The sequence below is a fragment of the Dactylosporangium sp. CA-052675 genome (assembly GCF_050947935.1).
Classification (GTDB): Bacteria; Actinomycetota; Actinomycetes; order Mycobacteriales; family Micromonosporaceae; genus Dactylosporangium.
The window spans coordinates 4,730,471-4,755,829 of record NZ_CP192010.1 but is presented as its reverse complement, the minus strand read 5'-3'; the positions used below and the strand labels follow the sequence as shown (position 1 = coordinate 4,755,829).

At 73.5% G+C, this 25,359-nt stretch carries 21 protein-coding genes; 6 read left to right on the top strand and 15 right to left on the bottom strand.

The features are described 5' to 3' along the window. From ACQP1P_RS21815 to ACQP1P_RS21785, 7 genes are all read right to left on the bottom strand, one after another. The gene (locus ACQP1P_RS21815) at nucleotides 1-363 is read right to left on the bottom strand and encodes a M20/M25/M40 family metallo-hydrolase (protein WP_433088870.1); all 363 of its coding nucleotides are present in this window, start codon (nucleotides 361-363) and stop codon (nucleotides 1-3) included. A 1-nt stretch (nucleotide 364) separates the two neighbouring features. Beyond that, nucleotides 365-1,711, bottom strand: coding sequence for a serine hydrolase domain-containing protein (locus ACQP1P_RS21810; protein ID WP_433088868.1), 1,347 nt, complete (start codon nucleotides 1,709-1,711; stop codon nucleotides 365-367). A 5-nt stretch (nucleotides 1,712-1,716) separates the two neighbouring features. Further along, the gene (locus tag ACQP1P_RS21805) at nucleotides 1,717-3,627 is read right to left on the bottom strand and encodes a prolyl oligopeptidase family serine peptidase (protein WP_433088866.1); all 1,911 of its coding nucleotides are present in this window, start codon (nucleotides 3,625-3,627) and stop codon (nucleotides 1,717-1,719) included. Next, the gene (locus ACQP1P_RS21800; protein WP_433088864.1) at nucleotides 3,624-4,007 is read right to left on the bottom strand and encodes a hypothetical protein; all 384 of its coding nucleotides are present in this window, start codon (nucleotides 4,005-4,007) and stop codon (nucleotides 3,624-3,626) included. The genes ACQP1P_RS21805 and ACQP1P_RS21800 overlap by 4 nt, the downstream gene beginning before the upstream one ends. Before the next feature lie 311 nt (nucleotides 4,008-4,318). Beyond that, nucleotides 4,319-5,161: a TrmH family RNA methyltransferase gene (locus ACQP1P_RS21795; protein WP_433088862.1), complete on the bottom strand. Its 843-nt coding sequence runs from the start codon at nucleotides 5,159-5,161 to the stop codon at nucleotides 4,319-4,321. A gap of 2 nt (nucleotides 5,162-5,163) precedes the next feature. After that, entirely contained in the window at nucleotides 5,164-5,946 is a 783-nt protein-coding gene (locus ACQP1P_RS21790; RefSeq protein ID WP_433088860.1) for a phytanoyl-CoA dioxygenase family protein, read from the bottom strand. Nucleotides 5,947-6,026: 80 nt separating this feature from the next. Next, complete coding sequence (locus tag ACQP1P_RS21785) at nucleotides 6,027-6,362, bottom strand: winged helix-turn-helix transcriptional regulator (protein WP_433088858.1); 336 nt, start codon at nucleotides 6,360-6,362, stop codon at nucleotides 6,027-6,029. Between the two features lie 102 nt (nucleotides 6,363-6,464). On the opposite strand from ACQP1P_RS21785, the gene ACQP1P_RS21780 reads away from it, so the two are divergent. Next, nucleotides 6,465-7,139, top strand: a complete 675-nt coding sequence (locus ACQP1P_RS21780) for an alpha/beta fold hydrolase (protein WP_433088856.1) — start codon at nucleotides 6,465-6,467, stop codon at nucleotides 7,137-7,139. 283 nt (nucleotides 7,140-7,422) lie between these two features. Here ACQP1P_RS21780 and ACQP1P_RS21775 read toward each other — a convergent pair whose 3' ends face one another. The 3 genes from ACQP1P_RS21775 to ACQP1P_RS21765 are packed head-to-tail and all read right to left on the bottom strand — an operon-like array spanning nucleotide 7,423 to nucleotide 9,633. Continuing rightward, a complete protein-coding gene (locus tag ACQP1P_RS21775) occupies nucleotides 7,423-7,989 on the bottom strand; it encodes a DoxX family membrane protein (RefSeq protein WP_433088854.1) in 567 nt (188 codons plus the stop codon). A gap of 16 nt (nucleotides 7,990-8,005) precedes the next feature. Further along, nucleotides 8,006-8,938 carry a universal stress protein gene (locus ACQP1P_RS21770; protein WP_433088852.1) on the bottom strand — a complete coding sequence of 311 codons (933 nt, stop codon included), beginning with the start codon at nucleotides 8,936-8,938 and terminating at the stop codon, nucleotides 8,006-8,008. Nucleotides 8,939-8,973: 35 nt separating this feature from the next. Continuing rightward, the gene (locus ACQP1P_RS21765) at nucleotides 8,974-9,633 is read right to left on the bottom strand and encodes a CBS domain-containing protein (RefSeq protein WP_433088851.1); all 660 of its coding nucleotides are present in this window, start codon (nucleotides 9,631-9,633) and stop codon (nucleotides 8,974-8,976) included. A 262-nt stretch (nucleotides 9,634-9,895) separates the two neighbouring features. On the opposite strand from ACQP1P_RS21765, the gene gap reads away from it, so the two are divergent. Then, nucleotides 9,896-10,918 carry a type I glyceraldehyde-3-phosphate dehydrogenase gene (gene gap / locus ACQP1P_RS21760; RefSeq protein ID WP_433088849.1) on the top strand — a complete coding sequence of 341 codons (1,023 nt, stop codon included), beginning with the start codon at nucleotides 9,896-9,898 and terminating at the stop codon, nucleotides 10,916-10,918. A 103-nt stretch (nucleotides 10,919-11,021) separates the two neighbouring features. On the opposite strand, the gene pflA is transcribed toward gap, so the two are convergent. Both pflA and pflB read right to left on the bottom strand, forming a co-directional pair. Beyond that, complete coding sequence (gene pflA, locus ACQP1P_RS21755; protein WP_433088847.1) at nucleotides 11,022-11,750, bottom strand: pyruvate formate-lyase-activating protein; 729 nt, start codon at nucleotides 11,748-11,750, stop codon at nucleotides 11,022-11,024. After that, nucleotides 11,747-14,005 (bottom strand): formate C-acetyltransferase, encoded by a 2,259-nt coding sequence (pflB, locus tag ACQP1P_RS21750; protein WP_433088845.1) that lies wholly within the window; start codon nucleotides 14,003-14,005, stop codon nucleotides 11,747-11,749. Before pflB ends, pflA begins: the two co-directional genes overlap by 4 nt. A gap of 116 nt (nucleotides 14,006-14,121) precedes the next feature. Here pflB and ppdK point away from each other — a divergent pair, with 116 nt between their 5' ends. Next, on the top strand, nucleotides 14,122-16,674 hold the full coding sequence (gene ppdK, locus ACQP1P_RS21745; RefSeq protein ID WP_433088843.1) for a pyruvate, phosphate dikinase: 2,553 nt from the start codon (nucleotides 14,122-14,124) through the stop codon (nucleotides 16,672-16,674). Between the two features lie 94 nt (nucleotides 16,675-16,768). Beyond that, complete coding sequence (locus tag ACQP1P_RS21740) at nucleotides 16,769-17,635, top strand: universal stress protein (RefSeq protein ID WP_433088841.1); 867 nt, start codon at nucleotides 16,769-16,771, stop codon at nucleotides 17,633-17,635. 168 nt (nucleotides 17,636-17,803) lie between these two features. On the opposite strand, the gene ACQP1P_RS21735 is transcribed toward ACQP1P_RS21740, so the two are convergent. The 3 genes from ACQP1P_RS21735 to ACQP1P_RS21725 form a co-directional block, all read right to left on the bottom strand. Continuing rightward, nucleotides 17,804-18,778 (bottom strand): Acg family FMN-binding oxidoreductase, encoded by a 975-nt coding sequence (locus ACQP1P_RS21735; RefSeq protein ID WP_433088839.1) that lies wholly within the window; start codon nucleotides 18,776-18,778, stop codon nucleotides 17,804-17,806. 12 nt (nucleotides 18,779-18,790) lie between these two features. Further along, on the bottom strand, nucleotides 18,791-21,409 hold the full coding sequence (gene adhE / locus ACQP1P_RS21730) for a bifunctional acetaldehyde-CoA/alcohol dehydrogenase (RefSeq protein WP_433088838.1): 2,619 nt from the start codon (nucleotides 21,407-21,409) through the stop codon (nucleotides 18,791-18,793). A gap of 170 nt (nucleotides 21,410-21,579) precedes the next feature. Continuing rightward, the gene (locus ACQP1P_RS21725; RefSeq protein ID WP_433088836.1) at nucleotides 21,580-22,266 is read right to left on the bottom strand and encodes a CBS domain-containing protein; all 687 of its coding nucleotides are present in this window, start codon (nucleotides 22,264-22,266) and stop codon (nucleotides 21,580-21,582) included. Between the two features lie 190 nt (nucleotides 22,267-22,456). Here ACQP1P_RS21725 and ACQP1P_RS21720 point away from each other — a divergent pair, with 190 nt between their 5' ends. Further along, the gene (locus tag ACQP1P_RS21720) at nucleotides 22,457-23,278 is read left to right on the top strand and encodes a universal stress protein (RefSeq protein WP_433088834.1); all 822 of its coding nucleotides are present in this window, start codon (nucleotides 22,457-22,459) and stop codon (nucleotides 23,276-23,278) included. Between the two features lie 574 nt (nucleotides 23,279-23,852). Next, a complete protein-coding gene (locus tag ACQP1P_RS21715) occupies nucleotides 23,853-24,881 on the top strand; it encodes a glycoside hydrolase family 11 protein (RefSeq protein ID WP_433088832.1) in 1,029 nt (342 codons plus the stop codon). The last annotated feature ends 478 nt before the right edge of the window (nucleotides 24,882-25,359 follow it).

Genomic DNA, 25,359 nt, shown 5'->3' with positions numbered 1-25,359 from the left:
TCAGTCCTTCGAACCGGGCGCCAGCAGGTCGCGTACGAGCACCGCGAGCAGCGCCGCGCGCCGCGCGAGGTGCTCGACCGACACGTGTTCGTCGTCGGCGTGGGCGCCGCCTCCGACGGCGCCGAGGCCGTCCAGGGTCGGTGTGCCGGCACCGGCGGTGAGGTTGCCGTCGGAGGCGCCGCCGACGGCGATGCCGTGCAGCGCACCGAGCCCCAGCTCCTCGTGTATCAGGGCCGCCACCAGGTCCGCGCAGCGCGCCGCCGCCGCGCGGTCCGCCGTCGGCGACTCGGCGCGCACGAGCGCTTCCAGGTCGGCGAGCAGGTCCGGCAGCCGGACCTGCGGCGCCGGGAGAGGGTGGGGCACGTCAGGCGACCTTCGGGGTCGCCCGCACGCCGTGGTGCAGGTACCGGGAGCCGTCGGGCAGGTTGTAGAAGACGACCGGGAAGTGGATGCCGACGTCGTGGCGCATGACCACGAAGGCGTCCTGCTCGAAGGCGTGCATCTCCAGCTCCGTGCGCTGTTCGCCGGCCACGGCGGCCAGGTGGCCCACGTTCTTCGAGACGAGGTACAGCGTCCCGTCGCGCTCCAGGACCTCCAGGTGCTGCCCGGCCCGCTCATAGCGGCCCACGTAGTCCGCGGGGTCGAACGGCAGCGGCTCGGGCGAGGGCCCGACGGCCGGGCGCATGGTGACCCCGGCCAGGTCGGCGACGATCTCGGCGAAGAGCTCGTGGTACAGCGCCGCCGAGCCGCCGCCGTTGGTCAGCAGGACGACAGCCAGGTCGAGCTCCGGCAGGACGCGCAGGTAGGCCGACTGGCCGATGGTCCCGCCGTCGTGGCCGTACACCGTCGTGCCGTCCCATTCGTCGAGGAACCAGCCCAGGGCCCAGTGCTTGCCGAGCACGTACGGGTCGGGCATGGCCACCTGGGGTTGGCGCATCAGCGCCGCGGAGCCCTCGCTCAGCAGGCGGGTGCCGTCCTCGGTAACGCCTCGGTTCAGGTGCAGCCGGGCGAACCGCAGCACGTCGCGCGCCGTGGCGTGGATGAGCCCGGCCGGCCCGGCGGAGCGCATCAGGCCCCACATCGGCACCGGCGTGAGCGGCTCGCCGCCGTGGCCGATCGCCGCCCGGTGCAGCAGCGCCTCCTCCGGCAGGGTCCCGGTGTGGGTCAGGCCGAGCGGCTGGAAGAGGCGCCGGCGCATGAGCTGGTCCCACTGGACGCCGGTGACGACCTCCAGGACGCGCCCCAGCAGGCTGTAGCCGGCGTTGCAGTACGACTGGGTCACGCCGAGCGGGTGGTTGGCGGCCACGTCCCGCAGCAGCGCGGCGTACCGCTCGAGGTTGTCGTCGCCGCGGCCGGTGTCGGCGAAGAAGTCGCCGTCGATGCCGGACGTGTGCGACAGCAGGTGCCGCAGGGTCACGCCCTCCGTCAGCTCCTCCGTGGACAGTCGCAGCTCGGGCAGCACCCGGTGGATCGGCGCGTCGAGCTCCAGCGCGCCCTCGTCGACCAGTTGCATGGCGACGGTGGCGGTCCACACCTTGGTGATGGAGCCGATCTGGAACACGGTGTCGGTCGTGGCCTCGATGCCGGCGCCGCGGTGGGCGAACCCGGCGGCGGCCTCGGCGACGACGTCGCCGTGGTGCAGCACGGCGACGCTCGCCCCGGCCACCCGGTGCTCGCTGATCAGCGCGGCGAGGCGCTCGGCGTCCATCATGGTTGTCACTCCTCGGGTTCGTTGATGTGCCGGGTGACCCAGTCGGCGACCCGCTGGTTGTAGTCGGCCCGGTGCGACGGCCGTCCGTTCAGGATGAACAGGTGGCTGCTGCCGGGGTAGAGCACGAGCCGGGCCGGGACGCCGCGTGTGCGCAGGGCGTGGAACCACTGCTCGGCCTGGCCGACGGGGCACGTCTGGTCGGCGTCGCCGTGCAGGATGAGGGTGGGCGCGCGCACCCCGTCGACGTGGGTCAGGGGCGAGAGCTCGATCAGCCGGTCGCGGCCGCCGCCGATCTCCAGGCGGCCCAGCGCCTCCCCCTCGTCGGAGGTGCCGGACAGGCTCAGCAGGTCGCTGACCACACCGCCGGCGGCGACGGCCGAGAAGGTACCGGTCCGGGCCGACAGCCAGCAGGCCATGTAGCCGCCGTAGCTGTACCCGGTCACGGCGACCCGTTCGCCGTCGACGAGGCCCTCGGCGACCAGCGCCGCGACCGGCTCGAGGAAGTCCCGTTCGTCGTGCTCGCCCCAGCCGCCGACGACCGCCCGGTAGAAGTCCTCGCCGTAGCCGTCGCTGCCGCGGACGTTCAGCGCCAGGATGGTCCAGCCGCGGGCGGCCAGCGTCTGGTGGTACACGTGAATGGCGTCGGCGTGTGCGGCCCAGGCGTTGTGGGGGCCGCCGTGGACGTCGAGCAGGAGCGGCCCGCCGCGCGGGGCGGAGGGGTCGCGGATGATCAGGCCGTGCACGGGTGTGCCGTCGGAGATGACGAAGTCCCGCTCGGCGCAGCCGATCAGCTCCACGTCCGGCAGCGACCGGGCCTGATGGTCCGTCAGGACCGTGACGTCGCCGGCCCGGTCGACGACGGCGATCTCGCCGAACCGCGCCCGGTCGGCGACGACGGTGACGGCCCGGCCGGAAGCGGGCGCGACCGAGAGCCCGCTGACGCCGAACGCCGCGGTCCGCGGAATCTGCGCGGCGGTGCCGCCGCGGAGCCGGTAGAGGCGGGAGACGCCGCGGTCGCGGGCCGCGAACAGCACGTCGGCGCCGGCGAAGCGCGGTACGGCGCCGGGGTAGCCCGGCAGGCCGTACATGACGTTGCGGTCCAGCTCGGCGGTGAGGACCTCGGCCGGGCCGCCGGCGAGCGGCTGGCGCATCAGGCGCAGGATGCCGATGTCGGCCGTGGCCCGGCCGACGACCAGCAGCGCGGACCCGTCGGCGTACCAGGCGCAGGGCATGGCGATGCCGGTCGCGGAGCCGACGAGCCGGGGCCCGGCGGTCCGTCCCGCGCCGGCGTCGGCGACCTCGACGACGTAGAGGCCGTTGGCGGTGGAGAGGTCGGCCCGCTCGCCGATGGCGGCGGCGAAGGCGATCCGCGCGCCGCAGGGCGACCAGACCGGCAACGCCGCGTGGTAGTCGCCCGCGGTGACCTGGACGACCTCGCCGGTCCCGACGGCGGCCACGAACAGGTGGCTCCGGACCGGGGCGGTGCGGCCGGCGCCGTCGGTCTTGTGGTCGAGGCGGTCGATGACGACCGGCGCGGTGCGGTCGGCCTCGCCGGCCGGGGCGACGAACGCGATCTTCGTGCCGTCCGGGCTCCAGGCGGGCGATCGCACGCCCCGGCCGGCGAGGAGCCTGGGCTCCCCGCCGCCGGCCGGCAGCGTGTACAGCCGGCCGTGCCGCAGGAACGCGAGGGTCGTGCCGTCGGGCGACCAGCGCGGCGCGGCATCGGCCGGGCCCTCGGTCAGCCGGCGCGGCGCCCCGCCGGTCACCGGTACCTCCCACACCTCGCCGGTCGTGTCGTCCGCGGCCCGGTCGGCCCCGGTCAGCACGTACGCGACCCGTTCGCCGTCGGGCGACAGCTGCGGGTCGCTCGGCAGCCGCAGGTCGTAGAGGTCGTCCGGGGTCATCGAACGGGTCATGCCGCGCCCTCCTGGCCTGCGGGCACCGCGGGCCGGGCCGGGATGCTGGCGAGCAACGTGCGGGTGGTCTCGTGCTGAGGATCGCGCAGCACCTCCTGCGCCGGGCCGCTTTCGACGCGCCGACCCTCGTCCAGCACCGCGATCCGGTCGCAGAGATAGCGGACCAGCTGCTTGAGGTCGACCGCCTGGACCAGCGCCCGGCGGACCGGCTCGTCCGCCGCGACGTGGCCGCCGTCGCGGATGGTGAACGTCGCCGAGGTCGCGGTCGCGCTCCACTTCGTCGCGACCGCCGGCTGCAGCTGCCCGTCCGCGCCGATGGACACCAGCGAGGCGTACGCGAACCGGTTGATCGACAGCGCGGTGCCGACCAGCGTCTGCATCGGGCTCAGCGTGCCCGGATCGCCGTTCACCGCGATCGTGACCGTGCCGTCGCCCTGGTCCCCCGGTCGCCGCCCGCCGAGCCGCCACAGCCGGCGGCGCCGACGCCCAGTGCCAATGCGGCGAGGGTCGCCACGGCCGCCCGGCCGTTCGTTGTGCGCACCATGAGTCCAGCTCCTCAGCAACGCCGCCTACGAGTGGGTGAAATATAGGCAACGTCACGGGGGCCGAGATTCGTCGCGCGGCACGAAGAGCGGGCGCGAGGTTGGTGCCGCCGGACGAAGACAGCCCCGCGGCGAAGCTGCTCGCCGGGTCAGTCCCGCCGGGCGGCCGCGGTTCGCTGGCGCGCCGATTCGTACAGCACGACCGTCGCGGCGCTCGCCGCGTTCAGGGAGCTGGCGGACCCGACCATCGGGATCCGGACGAACTGGTCGCAGGCCGCGCGCCAGCCGGAGCTGAGGCCGGTGGTCTCGTTGCCGATCAGCGTCAGGGTGGCCCGCGTGAAGTCGTACTCGGCGGCGGCCAGGGCGCCGCGCTCGTCGGTTCCCACGATGCTCATGCCGATGCCGCCGGCGCGGACGCCGGCCACCCAGGACAGCACCGCCTGGTGCGCGGGCATCTGGACCACGGGCAGGGCGAACAGCGAGCCGGTGCTCGCCCGGACCGCCTTCGGGTCGTACACGTCGGCGGCGTGCCCGGTGACGATGACACCGGAGGCGCCGAAGGCGTCCGCGGACCGCACGAGGGTCCCGATGTTGCCGGGGCTGGCGGGCCGGTCGAACACGACGGTGAACATGTCCGGCCCGACCGGGATGCGGCGCAGATCGTCCCGCGGCATCGCGACCACGGCCAGCAGCTCCGCAACGGTGCCGGCCTTCTCGCCCAGTTCTCCCATCAGGTCCGAGGCGACGGCGATCCGCTCGGCCCCGGCCGTCTCCAGGGTCTCGCGGGCCCAGCCGGACAGCTGGGCGCCGGCGTCGTAGAGCAGCTCCCGGATCTGCCAGCCGTGTTCGACGGCCATGGTGATCGGCCGCACGCCCTGCACGAGGAACTCACCGCGCCGCCGCCGCTTGGCCCGGTTGCCCAGGAGAGCCTCCCACTCCTGGAACCGCGCATTGCGAACACTCACCCGCCTGGCGCCCATTGCGCGTGCCATGGCTACCCGGCGGGGGTTTCGTGTCCGAGTCCCCGGCGGATCGCGATCTCCACGGGTGAGTACGCGCCGTCGGTCCGCTCCGGTTCGTACGGCGCGGCCGGCAGCAGCGGCGGCTGGGCCATGAAGCGCGGCCGCACCCCGTGGTGCGGTTGCGCCGCGTGCACCAGGAACGGGTGGCACAGGAAGACGTCACCCGGGGACCCGGTGGCGAGGACGACGGGCCGGTGGTCGGACGCCGCCACCAGATCGGGCGCGAGGGCCAGCCCGCTCGCCCCGTCCTCCCCGTACCGCTCCAGCACCTTCGGCACGTCGAGGTGTGACCCGACCCGGATCCGCGTCGGGGCGTCCCGCTCGCCGACCTCGCTGAACAGGAACAGCATCAGCAGCGCCCGGCCGCGGGAGCGCAGATTGGTGAAGTACCAGCTCTCCCCCTCCGGCAGGTAGCTGCCCTCGATGTGCCAGCCCGCGTCGTCGGGCTCCTGCTCGTGCGGGAAGCGCAGCGGAAACGTGCCCAGCGAGTAGCGCGGCTCCCAGCGTCCCGCGCCGACGAGCAGGTCGTAGGCGTGATGGAGCAACGGGGAGTTGGGCGCGGCGGCGAACGGCCCCTGCGCCATGCCGGCCACCCAGTGCACGGGCTGCGTCCATGTCGCCGGATCGTCCGGTGCGCAGCCGGTCTCCCGCCACAGCAGCCGCGCGCAGTCCGCGGCCACCCGCGGCGCGACGGCACCCTCCACCTTCACGAAGCCGTCGCGCAGAAACCGGGATACCAGGGTCGTGTCGTCCACGCCCCCATCGTGCGACGACCGGGACCTCGATCACCCGACAATTTCCGCACCGCTTCGATCGGATGCCGGGTGTGCGCGCGTCATGCCACGTCGGTCCGGGCGTCGTAGTCGGCGCGGGCGCTCTCCACACGGGCGACGTTCTCCCTGCCCCAGGCGATCATCGGCTCGACCGCCTCGAGCAGCGTGACGCCCATCTCGGTGAGCCGGTACTCGACGTGCGGCGGCATGACCTCGAGCACGGTGCGAACGAGGATGCCGTCGCGCTCGAGATTGCGCAGGGTAACCGTCAGCATCCGCTGGCTGATGCCGTCCAGACCGCGCTTGAGCTCGGTGAACCTTCGCGGCCCGGGGCCCAGCATGGCGATGACGAGCAGTGACCACTTGTCCTCGATCAGCGGGCGGCATCCGCTGCGCATGGTTACCTCCAGAGAACCGAGGCACCGGAATGTGCCGTATTGCCCGGTGCGTGACGCCTGTCGGAGCATCGGGGAAGCTCCCTCACACACCGAAGGATAGGCATGGCCACTTACGTACTCGTCCATGGCGCGTGGCACAGCGGGGCGGCCTGGGACCGCGTCGTGCCGCTGCTGACCGCCGCCGGCCATCGGGTTCTCGCACCGACGCTGACCGGCTACGGCGACCGCATCCACCTGCTCGGCCCCGAGGTGGGGCTCGACACCCACATCGACGACGTCGTGAGCGTGCTCGACGACCTGCAGGACGTCATCCTCGTCGGCCACAGCTACGCCGGCATGGTCATCACCGGAGCGGCGAACCGCGTGCCACGCAAGATCGCCCGTCTCGTCTTCCTCGACGCCATGGTCCCCCGCGACGGCGAGAGCGCCATCGACGTCATGCCGGCCACCCAGCACCTCATCGACCAGGCGGCGCGCAGCGGTACACCGTGGCGCCTCCCGCCGATGTCCCGCTCCTTCGGCGTCACGGACCCGGCCGACCTCGCCTGGCTGGACACGATGCTCTCCGATCAGCCGGTCCGCTGCCTGCTGCAGCCGGTCGCCTTCGACGATCCCGCCGCGCACGCGATTCCCCGCACGCACATCCACTGCACCGCCGACGCCCCGCCGCGGCGCCCCGTGCCGCCGGCGGACCAGGTGTGGGAGCTGCCGACCGGCCACGACTGCATGATCACCATGCCGGCCGAGCTCGCCGGGCTGCTGCTCACCGCGGCCTGAGAGCGGCCAGCTCGAGCACTTCCCGCTCCCGCTCGGTGAGTGAGGGGAAGGCGGCGCCGGTCGATCCGTCACCAGCGTCCTGGGCGTCGCCGGCGTCCTCGGCCCGCTCGCGTTCGCCGTCTACCTGCTGCTGCCGCTGTGGCTCATCGCCGCTTCGGCCTTCACCGGCAGCCGCCCGGCCGCCCGCGAGCCCGCGCTCGTCACCGACTGATCAGCCGAGGGGGCCGGCCGAATCCCCCCGAGGATCCGGCCGACCCCGAACGCGGCGGCCCGCCCGGCCACGCTACCGCAGCCAGGACGCCCGCTCCACCAGGGCGGTCCGGCCCCACCAGCGGCCGAGACCGATGGTGTCGCCGGCCTGGGCCAGCGCGAGGCCGACCAGCGTGCCGGCGTAGATCAGGTGATCGTCCATGAACGGGTTGTTCGCCGGCGGCAGCACCGCGCTCCACATGAGCACGAGCAGCAGCGCACCGGCGGCCGCCGCGATGCGCAGGCCGATGCCGAGGATCAGGGCGACACCGATGCCGAGCAGACCGATCATGAACAGCCAGTCGGCCCACGCGGCGCCGGCCATGTCGTTGTAGACGCCCTTGAACGGCCCGGCGGCCGCGTGGCCGAGGAAGCCGCTGGTCGGGCTGCCGCCGTTGATCCAGGCGGCCTTGCCGGTGGTGTCGTGGCCGAGCCCGAACAGCTTGTCCAGGAACGCCCACAGGAACACCCAGCCGAGCGCGATCCGCACGCCGGCGAAGACGTAGCGGGCGACGGTCGCGGCCGAGGTGCCGGCCACCGCCTTCACCGCTGAGGCCGGTCGGGAGCCGGCGGAGGCACCGCCGTGCGCGATGGTGGCCATGGTTGCTCGCTTCCCTTCACATCGATGCCGGTACCTGACACTCTGAGCGTCGCGGTCCGGACGCGAGCGGCCCAGAGGACTCCGGCCCCCGGCCCCGGGCCTTCGGACCCGGTTCCGGGCGGCGACCGTGCCGGCGCGGCGGGCGCACGAGCGCGACGGGGCACGCGGCGTTGCCGATGAGCACCTCCGGCAGCCGGCCCGCCGGGCCGGCGTCGGCCGCGCCCGGGTCACCGACCACGACGAGGCGGGCCGCGGCCGACGCGTCGAGCAACCCGGCCGCCGGGTCGACACCGGCGAGCACGTCGACGGCGACCGGCACATCGGCATACACACGGCGCCAGGGCGCGATCGCCTCGCTGAGGGCACCCCGGGCGGCCGCGTCGTCGGGCCAGGGCCCGCGCTGCGGCTCCCGGACGCAGCACACCCGAAGGGTCGTACCGCGCCGTCGGGCGGCCGCGAACGCATAGGGAACCGCCGCCGCTCGCGGGTCGGCCGGGTCGAAGCCGAGCACGACCGGGCCCTGCCGCGGCAGCCGCGGGCCGACGACGATCACCGGGCCGGCCGCCGCGGCCACCACCCTGGTCACGGTCGAGCCCGTGGGCGAGCGACCGGCGGGGTGCAGCCCGGTCCGGCCGATCACCAGCCCGCCGGCCGATCTGGACGCGCGCAGCAGGGCCGGACCCGCCCCGGCGTCGGTCACCGTCAGCCGCACGTCCAGGCCCGGATGCCGGCGGCGCAGGTCGTCGCCGACCGCCGCGACGAGCGAGCGCCCGGCCGTGTCGGCGGCGGCAGCGACCGGCGGCAGCAGCAGCGCATAGTCGGCGACCGGTAGCCGGGCGTGGACCAGGTGCAACGTCCGGTGTTCGGCGTCCGCCTCGGCCGCGGCGAGCCGGGCCGCGGCCAGCGAGGCCGCGGACCCGTCGACCCCGGCGACGATCCTGCTCAGCATCGGTCTGCCCTCCTCCGGCCGGGACCGCCGCGCGGTCAGACGTCGAGGGCGTACCGGTGCCGCAGTGTCGTGTCGTCGAAGCCCCACCGCATGTCCTCGGTGACGCCCACGACGCCGTCCAGCGCCCGGGTGAGCCGCGCGGCGATCTGCGCGGTACTGCGCCGGTCGACGCTGCCCGAGAGTGTGACGTGGCCGTCGGCGACGGTGACGTCCACCTCGACGGGATCGAGCCACAACACGCCGAGCAGCACGCCGTCGATGACATCGGCGCGGATCTCGTCGTCGGTGCGCAGGTAGCGGCGCAGCAGGTCGCGGCGGGCGACGATGCCCACGAGCCCGCCGTCGGCGCCGAGCACCGGCAGCCGCTTGACGTCGTGGCGCTCCATGAGCTGGGCCGCGCTCGTCAGCGGGACGCCGTCGGGAACCGTCACGGCCGGGCTCGTCATGAGCTCGCGGGCCGTCTCCCCGGCGGCCTTCTGCCTCGCCCGCCGGGACCGCCGGCGCTCGAACAGCCCGGCGTGCACGTCGGCGCCGTTGCACTCGACCTTGTGCAGCAGGTCGGCCTCGGACACGACCCCGATCACCGTCCGGTCGTCGCCGACCACGGGCACGGCGCTCACGCCCATGTCCACGAGCAGGTCGGCGATCTGCTTGTAGCCCAGGTCGGGCGACACCGTGACCACGCTTCTGGTCATCACATCACGTACCAGCAGCATGCGCATCTGCCTGCTCCCTCCTCGCGGTCGTCATCACCTCGACGGTGCGGCACCGGGGCCGGCTTTCGCCTGAGGCGCCCGGCCCGCAGCGGCGGGACTTCGGCCCCTGGGCCCGGCGACGGCGGGGCATGACGTTGGCCCCGGGCCGCGGTGACGTTCGGCCCGGGTGGCCGGCGCGGGCGAGGGCCAGGGTGGAGGGGGCGGGACGACGCGGTCCCGCGCCTGCTGCCGGGAGGATGTCATGACGTACCGAATCGCCATCAACGGCTTCGGCCGGATCGGCCGCGACGTGGTCCGGGCCCTCGTCGAGCGGAACCTGCTCGGCGGCCCGGTCACCGTGGTCGCGATCAACGATCTGTTCGACCCGGCGTGCCTGGCGCACCTGCTGCAGTACGACTCCACCTTCGGCCGGCTGCGGGCCCCGGTCGAGCTGGACCCGTCCGGCAGCGGCTTCACCGTCGGCGGGCAGTACATCGAGGTCCTTCGCCAGCGCGACCCGGCGTTCCTGCCCTGGGCGGACCTCGACGTCGACCTCGTGATCGAGTCGACCGGCCGGTTCCGCAGCCGCGACGACGCCGCCGTGCACCTGAAGGCCGGCGCGCGCAAGGTCCTCATCTCCGCACCGGGCAAGGACGTCGACGCGACCATCGTGCTCGGCGTCAACGACGCGACCTACGACCCCGCCCGGCACGAGATCGTCTCGGCGGCGTCCTGCACCACCAACTGCGCCGCGCCGATGGCCCAGGTCCTGCACAACGCGTTCGGCATCGAGCAGGGCATGCTGACCACCGTGCACGCCTACACCAACGACCAGGTCGTGCTCGACGCCCCGCACAAGGACCCGCGCCGGGGCCGGACCGCGGCCACGAACATCATCCCGACCAGCACCGGCGCGGCCAAGGCCATCGGCCTGGTGCTGCCCGACCTGGCGGGGCGGCTCGGCGGCACCGCACTGCGGGTGCCGGTGGAGAACGGCTCGATGACGGACCTGACCGTCCGGCTGGCCCAGCCCGCCACCGCCGAGCAGATCAACGCCGCGTTCGCCGCGGCCGCCGCCGGGCCGCTGGCCGGCGTCCTGCGCTACAGCGACGCGCCGCTGGTGTCCCGCGACATCATCGGCGACCCGGCCTCCTGCGTCTTCGACGCCGGCCTCACGGCCGCCGACGGGCACCTGGCGAAGGTCTTCGGCTGGTACGACAACGAATGGGGCTACACCAACCGCCTCGTCGACCTGGCCGTGCTCCTCGCCGGCGCGAGCCGGTAAACCGTCCGGCCCCGGGCCCACCCGCCTCCCGGCGCGGCACACCGGTGCCGACGTCGGAAGGCGGGACGGCCGAGGCCCGCCGGACGAGTCGTACGGTGCCGGGTCAGCTGGTCCGCAGGCCGTGGCCGCGGAAGACGCCCCGGATGCGCTCGGTCAGTCCGGCGTCCGGTGTCGGGGTGTCGCGCAGCGGGAACGCGATGCCGAGGCGGTCGTACTTCGGCATGCCGAGCTTGTGCAACGGCAGCACGTCCACCCGCTCGACGTTGCCCAGGCCGGCCGTGAACCCGGCCAGGGCCTCGACGTCGGCGAGGTGGTCGTTGTGGCCGGGCACCAGGACGTACCGCAGCCAGACCGGTGTCCCCCGCGACGCCAGGCGGCGGGCGAAGTCGAGCGTCGGTTGCAGCTGCCCGCCGGTCAGGCGCCGGTAGCCGGCCGGGTCCCAGCACTTGATGTCCAGCAGCACGAGGCTGGTCGCGTCCAGCAGCCGGTCGTCGGCGCGGGCGCCGAGCGCGCCGGACGTGTCCAGGGCGGTGTGCAGGCCCAGGTCGCGGGCGCCGGTGAACAGTGCCCGGGTGAACGCCGGCTGCAGCAGCGGCTCGCCGCCGCTGACGGTGAGCCCGCCGCCGGCCGTGCGCAGGAACGACGCGAAGCCCTCGATCGTCGCCAGGAGCTGCGCCGCCGTGGTCCCGGTGCCGTCGCGCATGTGCCACGTGTCGGGGTTCTGGCAGTACAAGCAGCGCAAAGGGCATCCCGCCAGGAACACCACACAACGCGTCCCGGGACCGTCCACACCGGTGGACAGGTCCCAGGAGTGCACGCGTCCGCTGCTCATCGGGCGCCGTGGAAGGTCCGGCCGACGACGTCGCGCTGCTGTTCCGGGGTCAGCTTGACGAAGTTGACCGCGTACCCGGAGACGCGCACCGTCAGCTGCGGGTACCGCTCGGGATGCGCCATGGCGTCGAGCAGCGTCGCCCGGTCCAGCACGTTGACGTTCAGGTGGAAGCCGCCGGCGCCCATGTAGGCGTCGAGGAGGGCGGCCAGGTTCGCGGCCCGCTCGCCGTCCTCGCGCCCCAGGCCGTCCGGGGTGACCGTGCTGGTGAGCGAGATGCCGTCGCGCGCGGACGCGTACGGCAGTTTCGCCACCGACAGCGCCGAGGCGGCCATGCCGTGCACGTCGCGGCCGTTCATCGGGTTGGCGCCCGGCGCGAACGGCTCACCGGCCCGCCGGCCGTCCGGGGTGTTGCCGGTGTGCTTGCCGTACACCACGTTGGAGGTGATCGTGAGGACGGACTGGGTGTGGATCGCCTCGCGGTAGCTCGGGTTGCCGCGCACCTTCCGCATGAACGTCTCGACGAGCCACACCGCGATCCGGTCGGCCCGGTCGTCGCCGTTGCCGTACGCCGGGTACTCCCCCTCGATCGTGTAGTCCACGACCAGCCCGGTCTCGTCGCGCACCGGCCGGACGGTCGCGTAGCGGATCGCCGAGAGGCTGTCCGCGGCCACCGACAGCCCCGCGATCCCGCACGCCAGGAAGCGGCGCACCGGGTAGTCGTGCAGGGCCATCTCGAGGCGCTCGTAGGCGTACTTGTCGTGCATGCAGTGGATGATGTTCAGCGCGTCGACGTACGTGCGGGCCAGCCAGTCCAGGGTCCGGTCGTAGGCGGCGAGCACCGTGTCGTAGTCCAGGACGTCGCCGGCGATCGGCGGTGACGGGGGCGCCACCTGGGCGCCGGTCAGCTCGTCGCGGCCGCCGTTGACGGCGTACAGCAGGGCCTTGGCGACGTTCACGCGGGCGCCGAAGAACTGCATGTCCTTGCCCACCCGCATCGCCGAGACGCAGCACGCGATCGCGGTGTCGTCGTCGCTGTACTCGCGCAGCAGGTCGTCGTTCTCGTACTGGATGGCGCTGGTGTCGAGGGACACCTTGGCGCAGAACAGTTTGAACGGCTCCGGCAGCCGCGGCGACCACAGCACGGTCAGGTTCGGCTCGGGCGCCGGGCCGAGGTTGTACAGCGTCTGCAGGTACCGGAACGAAGTCCTGGTCACCAGCGGGCGGCCGTCCGCCGCCAGGCCGCCGAGCGACTCGGTCACCCAGGTGGGGTCGCCGGAGAACAACTGGTCGTACTCGGGCGTGCGCAGGAACCGGATGATGCGCAACTTGATGACGAAGTCGTCGACGAGCTCCTGCGCCCCGGCCTCGGTGAGCGTGCCCTCGGCGAGGTCGCGCTCGAGGTACACGTCGAGGAACGTCGAGGTGCGCCCGAGCGACATCGCGGCGCCGTTCTGTTCCTTGGCGGCGGCCAGATAGCCGAAGTACAGCCACTGGATCGCTTCGCGGGCGTTGCGGGCCGGGCCCGAGATGTCGTGCCCGTACGAGGCCGCCATCGCCTTGAGCTCCCCGAGCGCACGCAGCTGCTCGGCCAGTTCCTCCCGGTCGCGTACGACCTCCGGGGTCGCGGCCCGGTCGTCCAGGGACGCCTTCTCCTGCCGTTTGGCCGCGATGAGGAAGTCCACGCCGTAGAGCGCGACGCGCCGGTAGTCGCCGATGATGCGGCCGCGGCCGTACGCGTCGGGCAGGCCGGTGATGACGCCGGCCTTGCGAGCGGCCAGGATCTGCGGCGTGTAGGCGTCGAACACGGCGTCGTTGTGGGTCTTGCGGTACCGCGAGAAGATCTCCCGCACCGCCGGGTCGAGCTCGTAGCCGTACGCGCGCAGCCCGTTGACGACCATCCGCAGCCCGCCGGCGGGCATGATGGCCCGGCGCAGCGGCGCGTCCGTCTGCAGCCCCACGATCAGCTCCCGGTCGCGGTCGATGTAGCCCGGTGCGTGGGAGGTGATCGAGGCGGGCGTGTGCACGTCGACGTCGTGGACACCGCGCTCACGCTCCTGCGGGAACATGGAGGTGAGCAGGCCCCACACGTGCGTGGTCCGCTGCGTGGGCCCGGCGAGGAAGGCACCGTCGCCGGTGTACGGCCTCACGTTGTCGCGGATGAAGCCGGCGACGTCGACCGTGTCGCGCCACCGGCCGCCCTGGAAGCCCCGCCAGGCGGCGAGTCCGGTCGCGGCGGGAATGCTCGTGGTGGTCATGCCGCAAGCGTTGCGCGCTCGACCGGCCCGGGGCAGGGCCGAAGTCCCTCTGCCGGCGGGCCCTCGGCCCTACGCGGGCCCGTTCCCGCCGCCTAGCTTGGCCATGGAGGTGTGCGATGACCAAGTATGTGTACGACTTCGCCGAAGGCGGCCGCGACCTCAAGGACCTGCTCGGCGGCAAGGGTGGCAACCTCGCCGAAATGGCCCGGCTCGGCCTGCCGGTGCCACCCGGATTCACGATCACCACCGACGCGTGCCGCGCCTACCTGCGCACCGGCCGCGAGCCCTACGGCCTGGCCGACGAGATCGCCCTGCACCTGGAGGGGCTGGAGCGGCAGGCCGGCCGCCGGCTGGGCGATCCTGCGGACCCGCTGCTGGTCTCGGTCCGCTCCGGTGCCAAGTTCTCGATGCCCGGCATGATGGAGACGGTCCTCAACGTCGGGCTCACCGACGCCACCGTGGCCGGGCTGGCCGCCCGGACGGGCGACGAGCGCTTCGCGCAGGACTGCTATCGCCGCCTGATCCAGATGTACGGCCGGACCGTCTGCGGCATCCCGGACGACGCATTCGACGGCGCCGGCGATGCGGTCCCGCGGCTCAAGGAGATCTTCCGCGCACACACCGGCCGCGACTTCCCCCAGGATCCGCGCGAGCAGCTCTTCTCGTGCATCGAGGCCGTGTTCCGGTCCTGGAACGCCGAGCGGGCGGTGCTGTACCGGCGGCAGGAACGGATCCCGTCCGACCTGGGCACGGCCGTCAACGTGGTGGCCATGGTCTTCGGCAACCTCGGCGCGGATTCGGGCACCGGGGTGGCGTTCACCCGCGACCCGGCCACCGGCGAGCGCGGGGTCTACGGCGACTACCTGGCCGACGCCCAGGGTGAGGACGTCGTGGCCGGCATCCGCAACACGATGCCGCTGCAGGACCTCGAGCAGCGGGACAAGGCCAGCTACGACCAGCTGATGTCGATCATGACCACGCTGGAGGAGCACTACCAGGATCTGTGCGACATCGAGTTCACGATCGAGCGCGGGAAGCTGTGGATGCTGCAGACCCGGGTGGGCAAGCGCACGGCCGCGGCCGCGTTCGTGATCGCCACGCACCTCGTCGACGAGGGCGTCATCGACCTCGACGAGGCCCTGGGCCGGGTGACCGGCGCGCAGCTGGCCCACCTGATGTTCCCGGCCTTCGACCTTTCCGGTGGGCCGCGGCGCGTCGGCTCGGGCGTCGCCGCCTCGCCCGGCGCGGCCGTGGGCGCCGTCGTCCTCGACTCGCACCGGGCCGCCGAGCTCGCCGCGACCGGCACGCCCGTCATCCTCGTGCGCCGCGAAACCACCCCCGACGACCTGCCCGGCATGATCGCCGCCCAGGGCATCCTGACCAGCCATGGCGGGAAGACCTCGCACGCCGCCGTCGTCGCCCGCGGCATGGGCAAGACGTGCGTGTGCGGCGCCACGTTGGACATCGAGCTGCGCGAGGGCGACCTGGTGAGCATCGACGGCACCTCGGGCGCGGTCTACCTCGGCTCGGTGCCGACGCAGCCGTCGCCCATCGTGCGCTACTTCGAGGGCGAGCTCGCCCCCGACGCCGACCCGCTCGTGCGGGCGGTCGACCGGCTGCTCACCCACGCCGACAAACGGCGCCGGCTGGCCGTGCGGGCCAACGCCGACACCGCCGGCGACGCGGCGCGGGCGCGGCGCTTCGGCGCGCAGGGCATCGGCCTGTGCCGCACCGAGCACATGTTCCTCGGCGAGCGCCGGACCCTGGTCGAGCGACTGATCCTGGCCCGCACGCCGCAGCAGCGCGACGCCGCGCTGGCCGAGCTGCTGCCGCTGCAGCGCGGCGACTTCATCGGCCTGTTCCGGGAGATGGCCGGGCTGCCGGTCACCGTCCGGCTGATCGACCCGCCGCTGCACGAGTTCCTGCCGCCCGTCGAGGAACTCGCGGTCCGGGTGGCCCGGGCCGAGGAGCGCGGCGAGGACCCCGGCCACGACCGGGAGCTGCTCGACGCGGTCCACCGCATGCACGAGGACAATCCGATGCTGGGCCTGCGCGGCGTGCGTCTGGGCCTGGTCGTCCCCGGGCTGTTCGCGATGCAGGTGCGCGCGATCGCCGAGGCGGCCGCGCAGGTGCCGGGCGCCCGGGCCGAGATCATGGTCCCGCTGGTCGGCGCGGTCCAGGAGCTGGAGACGGTCCGCGCGGAAGCGCAGCGCCTGCTGGCCGAGCTCGGCGTGCGGGCCCGGATCGGCACCATGATCGAGGTGCCCCGGGCCGCCCTCACCGCCGGCGAGATCGCCCGGGCCGCGGACTTCTTCTCGTTCGGCACCAACGACCTGACCCAGATGGGCTGGGGGTTCTCCCGCGACGACGTCGAAGGGGCGTTTTTCAGCCGGTACCTCGAGCTGGGCATCTTCGGCGTCTCGCCCTTCGAGTCCATCGACCGCGACGGCGTCGGCCGGCTCATCCGCATCGCCGTGGCCGAGGGCCGCGCCGCCCGGCCGGACCTGCACATCGGCGTCTGCGGCGAGCACGGCGGCGACCCCGACTCCGTGCACTTCTTCCACGAGGTAGGGCTGGACTACGTGTCCTGCTCCCCGTTCCGCGTCCCGATCGCCCGCCTCGAGGCCGGCCGCGTCGCCGCCGGGTCCACCGGCTCCGACACCCGCTGAACGGGACTTCCGGCCCGCCGGCGGGACCCGGAGGTCCCTGGCCCGCCAGCCGGGCCCGTCCGAGCCTGAAGGCGAGCACTTCGAGGAGGTAGCGATGCGTGTCAACGTCAACCCGCCGCGGATCGTCGTCGGCTATGACGGGTCCGAGCCGGCCCGGCAGGCGGTCCAGTGGGCCGCCGGCGAGGCCGGGCGCACCGGGGCCCAGCTGCAGATCGTCAACGCGTACCAGATCGGGTGGCCGGGCGGCTACTACGCCGTGGTCGCCGAGCAGACCGAGGCGGCCCGGGAGGCCGCCGAGGAGCTCGTCTCGCAGATCGCCGGCTCAGTTCGCGACCGGGTCCCCGGCCTGGACGTCATCGGGCTCAGCGTGGACGCCCTGCCGGCCGCGGCACTGCTGGAGCTGGGCGATGCCGGGGCCCGGCTGCTCGTCGTGGGCAGCCGCGGCGCGGGCGGCCTGGCCAACCTGGTGATGGGCTCGGTCGGCCAGCAGGTCGCCACCCATGCACGCGTCCCGGTGGCCGTGGTGCGGGGCCGTGCGGCGGCCGATGACGGACCGGTCGTCGTCGGCGTCGACGGCTCCGCGTCCAGCGAGAACGCCGTGGCGCTGGCCTTCGAGGCGGCCCGCGACCGCGGCGCCGGACTGGTCGCCATCCGGGCCCACGTGACACCGGCCCAGCCGTCGCGGCCGTTGCCCGACATCCAGGAGTTCGAGCGGGCGGCACTGCAGGCGTCGCTGGCGCCGTGGCGGCAGAAGTACCCGGACGTGCGGGTCGAGGCCCTCGTCGCCGCCGGCCGGGCGGCCAAGGTGCTCGTCGGCGTCTCGCACACCGCCCGGCTCGTCGTCGTCGGCAGCCGCGGCCACGGCGGCTTCGGCGGCCTGCTGCTCGGCTCCGTCGGGCAGCAGCTCATGCACCACGCCGAGTGCCCGGTGCTGATCGCGCACGGGCGCCGGGACACCTGAGCCACCGGGAGCACAGCCATGGGCGCCGGGCTCGCCGTGACCGGCGAGCCCGGCGCGGCGCCCGCGGCCCAGGACCCGCGCGAGCCGATCGACCGGCTGATGCGGGGCATCCCTTCGAGGTCGTCCTCGCCGGCGCCCCCGTCGGCCCGCCGTTCCTGCGCGGCCTGGTCAGGGCAGGCCGACGATGTCGGTGGCGCAGCGGCGGGCCGTCGCCGGGGCCGGGCCGTTGTCCGCGACCGGCACGCCGATCCGCAGCGCGATCGCCGGGGCGGTGCCGCCGCCGAGCAGGCGGCGCAGGGCCTGCCGGGCCGGCTCGACCTCGATGACCTCGCTGATCGGGGAGGCCACCAGGCCCCGAGCGGTCAGGGTGAGCCAGACGTCGGAGAGGGCCTCGCCCGCGGCCAGCCAGTCGCCGGGCTCCTCGGCGGCGATCGCGAGGACGACGTACGCGGTGCCGCGATCGCTGCCCGGGCCCGGTTCCAGCGCCGCCGGCCGGGCCAGGGCGAGGTCGCGGGGCGCAACGGTGCGTCCGGTCGCCGCGGGGACGCTGCGGGCCGGTACGCCGTCGCGGTCCGCCCGGGTCCGGGTGGTCCAGGCCAGCACGTCGCCGCGCATGCCGGCGTCGTCGTGCTCGACCGCGCCGGCGTGGGCCACCGCGGCGGTGAAGGCGCTCAGCTGGTCGTGGCGGACGACGTGCAGCCGCACACCGTGCCGCCCGGCGGCGGTACGCAGCTCGGCGAGGATCGCGCCGGCCGGCCGTTCGTCGCCGAACGGGCGGCGGTCGGTGCGGCGCCGGTAGATGGCGCGGTACAGCTCGTCGTCCGGTGGGCACGGCGGACCCCGCCGCACGCGGGCCACCAGGTCCGGCCGCTGCGGCTCCGGGAGCCGGGACACGTCGGCGGCGTACCCGGCGGCCAGCAACGCGACCGTCGCGTGGTGCAGCGCCGCGCCGCAGCTGAGCAGCAGCAGACGTCCGCCGGGGTCGAGCCGGGCCAGCTGCCGGTCGCGATCCGCCCACAGCTCGCCGTGGTTGCCGGTGAGGCGCCACCGCCACGGCTGGGTGTTGAAGATGGATGGTGCTCGCACGGCCGCGATCGACGCCTCGGCGATCTGGTCGAGCTCGGCCCGGTCCGGCATGGTCATCGTGCGCTCCTCTCACGATCCGTAGTAGGCGCTCCGCATGATCTCGCGCAGGTCGGCCAGCATCGGCATCCGCGGGTTGGCCGGGGCGCACTGGTCGAGGTACGCGTTCATCGCCTGCTGCGGCAACGCCTCCAGGAACGCCCGCTCGTCGACCCCGGCCGCCCGCAGCGACGGCTCGATGCCGACCTCGGCGCGCAGCTGTTCCACGGCCCGGGCGTAGGACTCGACGCCCTCCTGCGGCGTCGCCGCGGGCAGGTCCAGCATCCGGGCGATGCCCTGGAACCGCTCCGGGGCCACGTACCGCTCGTACTTCGGCCAGGAGGTGAGTTTCGCCGGGATCTTGCCGTTGTGCCGGATGACGTGCGGCAGCAGGATGGCGTTGGCGCGGCCGTGGGCGATGTGGAACGTCGCGCCGAGCGTGTGCGCGCAGGCGTGCACGATGCCGAGGAACGCGTTGCCGAACGCCATGCCGGCGATGGAGCCGGCGTTGTGCATCTTCTCGCGGGCTACCGGGTCGGCGGCGCCGTGGTGCACGGCGGCGGCGAGGTTGCCGAAGATGAGCCGGATCGCGTGCAGGGCGAGGCCGTCGGTGTAGTCGCTGGCGTACACCGAGACGTAGGCCTCCGTGGCGTGGGTGAGCGCGTCGAAGCCGCTGTCGGCGGTCACGCTCGGCGGCAGGTCCGCGGTGAGGACCGGGTCGATGATCGCCACGCTCGGGGTCAGCGCGTAGTCGGCGAGGGGGTACTTCATCCCGGTCGACGTGTCCGTGATGACCGCGAACGGCGTGATCTCCGCGCCGGTGCCCGAGGTGGTCGGGATGCACACCAGCCGGGCCAGGGCGCCGAGGGTCGGGAAGGTGAAGGCCCGCTTGCGGATGTCGAAGAACTTCTCCCGCATGTCGGCGAACTCGGTGCCGGGGTGCTCGTACAGCAGCCACATCACCTTGGCCGCGTCCATCGGCGAGCCGCCGCCGAGCGCGATGATCGTGTCCGGGCGGAACTGCCGCATGAGTTCGGCGCCGCGCTCGACGGCCGCCATGCTCGGCTCCGGCTCGACGTCGTCGAGGATCTGCACGGTCACCGGGTTGGCGCCGGCGCGCAGCGCGGCGCGGATCCGGTCGACGTAGCCGAGCCGGGTCATCGTCGGGTCGGTCACGATCGTCACTCGATGGACGCCGGGCATGTCGGTCAGGTACCGGATGGCGTTGGGCTCGAAGTAGATCCTCGGCGGGACCTTGAACCACTGCAGGTTGTTGGTGCGCCGCCCGACCCGCTTGATGTTGAGCAGGTTGACCGCCGAGACGTTGCCGGACACCGAGTTGCCGCCGTAGCTGCCGCAGCCGAGCGTGAGCGAGGGCAGGAAGGCGTTGTAGACGTCGCCGATGCCACCCTGCGACGACGGCGAGTTCCAGATGATGCGCACCGCCTGCACCCTGCGGCCGTACTCCTCCGCCACCTCGGCGCTCGCCGTGTGGATGACGGCGCTGTGGCCGCGGCCGTCGAACCGCACCATCTGCTCGGCGAGGCGGAAGCCCTCCTCCCGCGAGCCGGCGCGCAGCACGGCCAGGACCGGGCAGAGCTTCTCGCGGGTCAGCGGCTCCTGCGGCCCGACGCCGTCGACCGGCACCAGGATCACCGAGGTGTCCGCGGCGACCGTGAACCCGGCCTGCGCGGCGATCCAGGTCGCGCTCCGCCCGACGACGTCGGGGTTGACGCGGGTACCGGAGCCGAAGATGAACCGTTCCAGCCGCTGCTTCTCGCCGGGCGTGGCCACGTGCGCGTGGAGGCGCTCGAACTGCTCGAGGGCCGGCGCGGCGATCGCCTCGTCGAGGATGACGGCCTGTTCCGAGGCGCAGATCATGCCGTTGTCGAACGTCTTGGACACGACGATGTCGTGGACCGCGCGCACGACGTCGGCGCTGCTCTCGATGTAGGCCGGGACGTTGCCCGGGCCGACGCCGAGCGCCGGCTTGCCGGCCGAGTAGGCGGCGCGGACCATGCCGCCGCCCCCGGTGGCCAGGATGACCGCGACGCCCGGGTGGACCATGAGCTGCTGGGTCGCCTCGATCGACGGCTGCTCGATCCACTGGATGCAGTGCCGGGGCGCGCCGGCCGCGACGGCGGCGTCGCGCACGATCCGGGCGGCCTCGGCGCTGCACCGCTGGGCCGAGGGGTGGAACGCGAACACGACCGGGTTGCGGGTCTTGAGCGCGATGAGCGCCTTGAACACCGTCGTGGAGGTCGGGTTGGTCACCGGGGTGACGGCGCAGACCACGCCGACCGGGTCGGCGATCTCGACGATGCCGGCGATCTCGTCGCGGGCCACCACGCCGACGGTGCGCAGCCCGGCCAGGCTGTGGGCGATGTGCTCGGAGGCGAAGACGTTCTTGACGGCCTTGTCCTCGAACACGCCGCGGCCGGTCTCTTCGATCGCCAGCTCGGCCAGCCGACCGTGCGCGCTCAGCGCGGCCACGGACGCCTTCTTGACGATGTGGTCGACCCGCCGCTGGTCCAGCCCGGCGTACGCCTCCAGCGCCTCCAGCGCCCGCTGCACCAGCCGGTCGATCGCGGCCGTGGTGTCCTCGACGCTCACCTCGAGCTCGGCGTGTCGCAGGCCGACAGTCCCGGTCACCGTCATCACTCCCTTTGCTCGGCGGCACGGACGTGTTGTCCACCTTCGATCCAAGCGCCGACCCGGTCCGGGCCACAGAGGCCGCCGGCCCGCGGGGCCGGGCTGATCGGCCCGGACCGGGCCGGCATCGGCGACCGTCGAAGGCGCGCCGGCCGCGGCGGCCATGGCTTTCAGAACATGACCGGGGCCTGATAGGGCCGGGTCCCGTCGTCGACCACCGCGGACAGGTGGCTGACGACGTCGACGACGCCGTCGGTCCGCTCGACCTGCCGGATCACCGACGGGATCAGCGAGGCGCGCTCGACCTGCCCCAGCAGCGTCACCACGCCGTCGTCGACCTCGACCCGCAACTGGGAGTGGTCGACCCCGACCAGGCCGGCGAGCGCGGCGTCCTGGATGTCCCGCCGGATGTCCTCGTCCGAGCGCAGGAACACCTTGAGCAGGTCCCGCCGGGTCACCATGCCGACGAGGCGGCCCAGGTCGTCCACGACCGGCAGCCGCTTCAGCCCGGCCGATTCCATGACCCGGGCGGCGGCGGGCAGCGAGGCGTGGCCGGTGATGGTCACCGCCGGTGCGTGCATCAGCTCGCCCGCGGCGGTGGCATGCGCCTTGCCGCGCGCCTGGCGCGTGTGCCGGGTCTCGAACAACCGGACCCGGTCGTCGTCCCCGGCGAACTCGATCTTCGCCATCAGGTCGGCCGAGGAGACCACCCCGACCACCCGGTCGAACGCGTCGACCACCGGCAGCGCGTTGATCTCGTGCGCCTCCAGCAGGTCGACGATCTCCTTGAACGGTGTGTCCTCCTGGACCGACACCGCGCCGACGGTCATCACATCGGCGACGTCCCAACGGCTCATCACAGGCCTCCTTCGTCCTGTCACCACAACGTCACAGCCCGAACGTAGGACCGGCCGACATTGCCGGGGCAGGGTCCAACGGCACGTCCGCGCGGAGCCGTTGGGCACTGTCGCGTCCCGTCCGACGCCTCTGCCACCGGCCCGGGCCGCCGTGTCAACGTCGAAGCGGGAACCAGGTCAGGAGGCGGCCATGTACGGCACCGACGTGATCGTGGGTATCGACGGCACCACCGCGAGCGAGGCGGCCGTGCGCTGGGCCGCGGCCGAGGCCGACCGCGGCGGGGGCCGGCTGCGTATCGTGTGCGTGGCGCAGCGGCCGGACGGCACGGACCGCGCCGTGGAGCGGGCGGTCGCGGCCGTCCGGGGCCGCCGGAGCGGGCTCACCGTCCTCGGGCAGGTGATCCTGGGTGATCCGGTCGACGTGCTCGTCCAACTGGCGGCCGAGGCCCCGCTCACCGTCGTCGGCAGCCACGAGCGGACGGCCCTCGTCGACGCGCTGCGCGGCGCCACCGGCACCCGGGTCGCGATGCGCGCAACCGGCCCGGTCGCCGTGGTCCGGGGCCGGGCCGACGCGACCGAGGGCCCGGTCGTCGTCGGCGTCAGCGGGTCTCGGTACGACAACCGCCTGCTCGACACCGCGTTCGACGCCGCCGCCCGGCGCGGCTGCGACGTCGTGGCCATCCGCGTGCTGCCACACCAGGTCGCGCCGTGGGGCATCGGCATTCCGCCGCTGGCGCCCAACCCGATCCGGGCGCGCGCCAATCTGCTGACCGACCTCACCGAGGACGTCCTGCGCTGGCACGACAAGTACCCGGCCGTGCCCGCCATGGCCCGCGTCCCGAGCGGAGACCCGGCGAGCGTGCTGCTCGACGCCTCCGGCGAGGCCCAGCTGCTGGTCCTCGGCGGGCGTCCGTGCGGACCGGCGGCCGGGCTGCTGGCCGAATCGGTCGGGCACCGCCTGCTGTTCCACGCCGCCTGCCCGCTGCTGATCCAGCACGCCCCGGCGGCCTGAGGGCGGCCGGGTGCGGGTGCCGCCGCGGCGGCCCGGTCCCCCGTCGCGCCGGGGTCACGGCGCGTGCCGTGAGCCGTGCTCGATCAGCACCGCACCGCCGTCGCCGGCTGAGGTGCCGCAGCGACCCGCCGCCCTCCTCAGGGCGCCGAGGGCGTCGGCCACCTGACACCTCCACCGGTCGGGACTTCGGCCACGCGCGCCGCCTTCGGCGGTCAGGTCCTTCCCAGCGCCGCCTTCGGCGGTCAGGTGCCTTCCCAGCGCCGGAGCGACCCGAAACTTTCGGCATCGGACCCGGCCGCGAGCGCCTCAGCGGGCCGCGCCGCGCCGCGCCGGGTGACGAGCCGCCGGACTCCACCTGCGAAGACGCGACGCAAGCGCTTCGACTGGCGCCGTGGTGGCATCCGGAAGCCTTCCGGTAATTCTTGCCAGACCGGCGATCCCCTGCTCATAATCTCGCTAGCTCATCGTTCGATCGGCATCGATAGTCCAGTCGGCCGCCAACCGCACGGACGAGCACTCGGTGCCCTGGCACTCGTCGAGCGACCTCGCCCGCCCAACCGAGGAGGACGCACCCATGCACGACACACCCGCTCAACCCGGCGGCCGCCGGCGCCGACGGCTACGGCTGCTCATCAGCGCGGCCAGCGCCGTCACGCTCGCCGCCGTCACCGTGTTCGTCGCCGGCACCGCCCACGCGGAGGCCGACCGGACCGTCACGTCGAACACGACCGGCACCCACAACGGCTACTTCTTCTCCTACTGGAAGGACAGCGGCAACGTCACCATGAATCTGGGCGCCGGCGGCAGCTACAGCGTCCAGATGAACGGCATCAACAACTCCGTGGTGGGCAAGGGCTGGAACCCCGGCTCGACCACCCACACCGTCAACTACTCCGGCTCGTTCAACTGCGGCGGCAACTGCTACCTCGCCCTCTACGGCTGGACGACCAACCCGCTCATCGAGTACTACGTGGTGGAGAACTTCGGCAACTACAACCCGAGCACCGGCGCCCAGCGGCTCGGCTCGGTCACGTCCGACGGCAGCACCTACGACATCTACCGCACCCAGCGGGTCAATCAGCCGTCGATCATCGGCAATGCGACGTTCTACCAGTACTGGAGCGTCCGCCAGCAGAAGCGCACGGGCGGCACCATCAACGTGGCCAACCACTTCAACGCATGGCGGTCGGCCGGCCTGCAGATCGGCACCCCGAACTACCAGATCCTCGCCACCGAGGGCTACCAGAGCAACGTGAGCTCGAACATCACGGTCAGCGAGGGCTCCGGCGGTGGCGGCGGCGGTGGCGGCGGCGGTGGCGGCGGCGGCGGCGGTGGCGGCGGTTGTACGGCCACGCTGTCCGCGGGCCAGAAGTGGAGCGACCGCTACAACCTCAACGTCGCGGTGTCCGGCTCCAACAACTGGACCGTGACCATGAACGTCCCGTCACCGGCGACGATCAGCTCGACCTGGAACGTGAACGCAACCTGGCCCAGCCAGTACGTGATGGTCGGCAAACCGAACGGCAGCGGCAACAACTTCGGCGTCACCATCATGGCCAACGGTCAATGGACCTGGCCGTCGGTCTCCTGCAGCACCAGCTGAGGCCGTGAGCACTGAAGCACTGAAGCACTGAACGCGGATGCGGCGGCCGGCGGCCGCCGCATCTTCGCGACCCGTCCGGCAGTAGGCCGTGTCGTCAAACGGTGATAGCCATTGCGGAGTGCGGCAACGGTGACGGTGGCCGTGGTCAGTCCGCCTCGGAATCGTCCGATGGCGTGAGCCGGTTTCCGAACCGTTGTCCGCTGATGCGCCCGCACGATCGTCGAGTCCACCATCACCGGCCAGTCGATGTCCCCGGCGGCGTCGGCGCCGGCGTGCATCCCGGCCGGCATTCGCGCGAAGCGCCATCCAACGACCACCGCCGGAAAGCGCCCCCATGGCGAACGAGGTCGCGGGACGCTCGTCACCTTGGCCGGCGTCAGGCCGGCCCACGCCGCCCTCGCCGAGTACCGGCGGGCGGCGTGGGCCGTGGCCGATCACGGTCAGGGGCGCGGACCCCGGAGGGTCCGCGCCCCGGAGG

Bases quoted from the DNA above. Each gene is read 5' to 3' on its own strand.
- ACQP1P_RS21810 (WP_433088868.1), bottom strand. From the start codon at position 1,711: ATGATGGACGCCGAGCGCCTCGCCGCGCTGATCAGCGAGCACCGGGTG.
- ACQP1P_RS21805 (WP_433088866.1), bottom strand. From the start codon at position 3,627: ATGACCCGTTCGATGACCCCGGACGACCTCTACGACCTGCGGCTGCCG.
- ACQP1P_RS21800 (WP_433088864.1), bottom strand. From the start codon at position 4,007: ATGCAGACGCTGGTCGGCACCGCGCTGTCGATCAACCGGTTCGCGTAC.
- ACQP1P_RS21795 (WP_433088862.1), bottom strand. From the start codon at position 5,161: ATGGCACGCGCAATGGGCGCCAGGCGGGTGAGTGTTCGCAATGCGCGG.
- ACQP1P_RS21785 (WP_433088858.1), bottom strand. From the start codon at position 6,362: ATGCGCAGCGGATGCCGCCCGCTGATCGAGGACAAGTGGTCACTGCTC.
- ACQP1P_RS21780 (WP_433088856.1), top strand. From the start codon at position 6,465: ATGGCCACTTACGTACTCGTCCATGGCGCGTGGCACAGCGGGGCGGCC.
- ACQP1P_RS21775 (WP_433088854.1), bottom strand. From the start codon at position 7,989: ATGGCCACCATCGCGCACGGCGGTGCCTCCGCCGGCTCCCGACCGGCC.
- ACQP1P_RS21770 (WP_433088852.1), bottom strand. From the start codon at position 8,938: ATGCTGAGCAGGATCGTCGCCGGGGTCGACGGGTCCGCGGCCTCGCTG.
- ACQP1P_RS21765 (WP_433088851.1), bottom strand. From the start codon at position 9,633: ATGACCAGAAGCGTGGTCACGGTGTCGCCCGACCTGGGCTACAAGCAG.
- gap (WP_433088849.1), top strand. From the start codon at position 9,896: ATGACGTACCGAATCGCCATCAACGGCTTCGGCCGGATCGGCCGCGAC.
- pflA (WP_433088847.1), bottom strand. From the start codon at position 11,750: ATGAGCAGCGGACGCGTGCACTCCTGGGACCTGTCCACCGGTGTGGAC.
- pflB (WP_433088845.1), bottom strand. From the start codon at position 14,005: ATGACCACCACGAGCATTCCCGCCGCGACCGGACTCGCCGCCTGGCGG.
- ppdK (WP_433088843.1), top strand. From the start codon at position 14,122: ATGACCAAGTATGTGTACGACTTCGCCGAAGGCGGCCGCGACCTCAAG.
- ACQP1P_RS21740 (WP_433088841.1), top strand. From the start codon at position 16,769: ATGCGTGTCAACGTCAACCCGCCGCGGATCGTCGTCGGCTATGACGGG.
- ACQP1P_RS21735 (WP_433088839.1), bottom strand. From the start codon at position 18,778: ATGACCATGCCGGACCGGGCCGAGCTCGACCAGATCGCCGAGGCGTCG.
- ACQP1P_RS21725 (WP_433088836.1), bottom strand. From the start codon at position 22,266: ATGAGCCGTTGGGACGTCGCCGATGTGATGACCGTCGGCGCGGTGTCG.
- ACQP1P_RS21720 (WP_433088834.1), top strand. From the start codon at position 22,457: ATGTACGGCACCGACGTGATCGTGGGTATCGACGGCACCACCGCGAGC.
- ACQP1P_RS21715 (WP_433088832.1), top strand. From the start codon at position 23,853: ATGCACGACACACCCGCTCAACCCGGCGGCCGCCGGCGCCGACGGCTA.